This window comes from Solemya elarraichensis gill symbiont, assembly GCF_002021095.1.
Classification (GTDB): domain Bacteria; phylum Pseudomonadota; class Gammaproteobacteria; order Chromatiales; family Chromatiaceae.
Genome location: NZ_MPRK01000256.1, coordinates 1 through 2,460 on the forward strand (window position 1 = coordinate 1; position 2,460 = coordinate 2,460).

The 2,460-nt window shown below is 44.7% G+C and carries 3 protein-coding genes and 1 pseudogene; all 4 read left to right on the forward strand.

Going from position 1 to position 2,460, the window contains the following annotated elements:
* Nucleotides 1-834: pseudogene (locus BOW51_RS09855) on the forward strand (hypothetical protein); the annotation flags it as partial.
* A 65-nt stretch (nt 835-899) separates the two neighbouring features.
* The gene (locus BOW51_RS09860; protein WP_135568234.1) at nt 900-1,139 is read left to right on the forward strand and encodes a hypothetical protein; all 240 of its coding nucleotides are present in this window, start codon (nt 900-902) and stop codon (nt 1,137-1,139) included.
* 271 nt (nt 1,140-1,410) lie between these two features.
* On the forward strand, nt 1,411-1,689 hold the full coding sequence (locus tag BOW51_RS09865; RefSeq protein ID WP_078477565.1) for a hypothetical protein: 279 nt from the start codon (nt 1,411-1,413) through the stop codon (nt 1,687-1,689).
* Between the two features lie 23 nt (nt 1,690-1,712).
* Entirely contained in the window at nt 1,713-2,078 is a 366-nt protein-coding gene (locus BOW51_RS09870) for a hypothetical protein (protein WP_135568235.1), read from the forward strand.
* Nucleotides 2,079-2,460 lie beyond the last annotated feature (382 nt).

Here is a 2,460-nt window from a genome sequence, read left to right on the forward strand (position 1 = left end):
GGCACTGGTTCAGGCTCAGGCACAGGTGTAGGACCGAAAGGCGATCAAGGTGATCCGGGACCTAAAGGCGATCAAGGTGAGAGAGGCATTCCAGGAGACAAGGGTGAGCCTGGTGAGCGCGGTGTTCCCGGGCCAGCTGGTGGTGGTTCAGGCGCTGGTAATGGTGTTGAAGGTCCTGAAGGGCCTCCAGGACAGCAGGGACCTAAAGGAGATAGGGGAGAACAAGGAGAGCGTGGCGAGCGAGGACTAACTGGCCCTCCAGGTAGTGGTTCAGGTACTGGTAATGGTGAGAAAGGACCTAAAGGTGATCAAGGTGAGCCTGGTATTGACGGCGTATCTGGAGAGCGAGGACCACAAGGATACATTGGCCCTCGAGGTGAGGCGGGTGTAAAGGGCGATAAAGGCGAAAAAGGTGATAAAGGTGAGCCAGGTGCTGATGCAGCCGGTGGTTCAGAACCACGTTTTACCTTCTTAACTGCTAGTGGCGGTTCTGAAATTCTTGATAAGCGAGATGACTTTTATCATGTTCTTGTCTCTAGAAACACTAATATATATCTTCCAGATGTATTAGGAGGTAGGGTCAGAGAAATCACTGTATTGTTTGAGCAAAGCGGTGCATCTGCAGCAAGGATCACATGGCGTGGCGACTGTGTTTTCCCCGGTAGCAGCAAAAGAGATACAGAAAGAAATACACAATTTGATGATGATCCTTCATCAATTTCACCCTATAACAAGGCATCAACGCTATTCAAATGCATTTCATTTGGCGGCGACCCATGGTATGTGACGCGCATAGGTAATGACTATGCAAAGCCTGGCGTGCGTAATGAGTAAGCTCTTAGTGTGATATCATATTAAGGTTCACTGTTTTATAAAAAAATAACCAGGAGCTTGAATTTTTGCACGATCAATCAGAGTTAACACATGAGCATATGACTTATGAAGAAGGCATGCGAGACGGGCGTCTTCATGCCATCGAGAACAAACTAGAAACCCATCAGGGGCTCATTGACGAGAATGAAGGGCGAATCAGCAAGCTTGAACGCATTGTCTATATTGTGACTGGTGCGGTAGCACTGATCCAGGCAATGCCGGCCATCAAGATGGGGCTTGCAACATTCATGGGTCCAGGAGCATAAAGATTAATTGTCATTCATTAGAGAAGCTCTGCTTGTTGCAGTGCTTGTATTTGCAACAACGCACGTACTTGACTCTCTAGCGTCTGGGGAAAAGGCAATTGGAAATGCCTACGTATTATTTTCACACAGAATGGATCATGCTGTAGGCATTTTCTCAGGCAATGACATTCGGACATGCGAGCAGTTAAACAAGTTAATGGACGCCTTAAACCTTGATACCGTCAATTGCGATATATCTGACGATTGATGTTTATAGAGTGGAGTTTTATTTATGACGGAAGAGTCAGAAAACAGCAAGATGAATAATGATTTTAAGATGTTTGTATTTATGGCAATCATTGTTGGTGTCGTAGGCTGGTTATACGTTGGGGATCGATATACGATTACACCGAAGAAGACAGATTACGAAGTGAGGCATGAGAATGCAGCGACAACAACAGCCCATATGGATTATGACTTATGCGTCCAGATGGCAAAGGTTCAAAAGGAGTTAGGTCACAAAACAGCTGACTGTGATGATATCTATGATCATCATGGTGTAGATCAATAATTGGGTAATTTATGGGACCAGATATGTTAAGTAGAGTTTTCGGCAGTCAAGATTTTATCGAGTCAGCGTTAGAGGTCATCGATGAAACGTTCGATGGAGAGGAGTCAAAGCATTTAAAAGCCAGTCAGAAAGGAGACGTTCTAAAGGCCTATGAGCCATTTAAAGTCTCGCAGCGCATCTTGGCATTCAGTTTTACTTTCTTTTACCTGGTGGCGCTTGGATCGGCCGCAATGATGAAGGCATTTGCAGTTGGTGATCCTGATGTCATCTTCACGGCTATGGATAATGCTGGCCTGGATATGGTGATGCTTGCAATTGTTACCTTCTACTTTGGTGGTGGAGCACTTGAATCACTTGGACGAGCACGTAAGAATACCTCGGTTGAATGACCAATTAAGCCTATGAAGTAAAGGGTAGCAAAGATAGTGGAACAGCTATTGACTTTCAAGCAAATATCTGCTATAATAAATCTTTAGGTGAATCGCAAACACGAAGGTTTGCAGTGAACTGCTGGTATCATACAAGGATAACCGGCACCGAAGAATCTGCACCCAACCATTGACACCAGTCAAGAAGAGAACTACTTCTTGGTACAGATACGGTCAATGGGCCCAGGTTAAGTTGACCTGATAGAGTTCCTCTCTTGACTGGTATCAAGTATACTTTCAAGATTCTTAGATAGGCTGCAGGTTGTAGGATTCTATCTAGGTTCGTATGTGCGAAAGGGTACACCTGACTAAAAAATAAATATTGATATATAAATTGTAATTG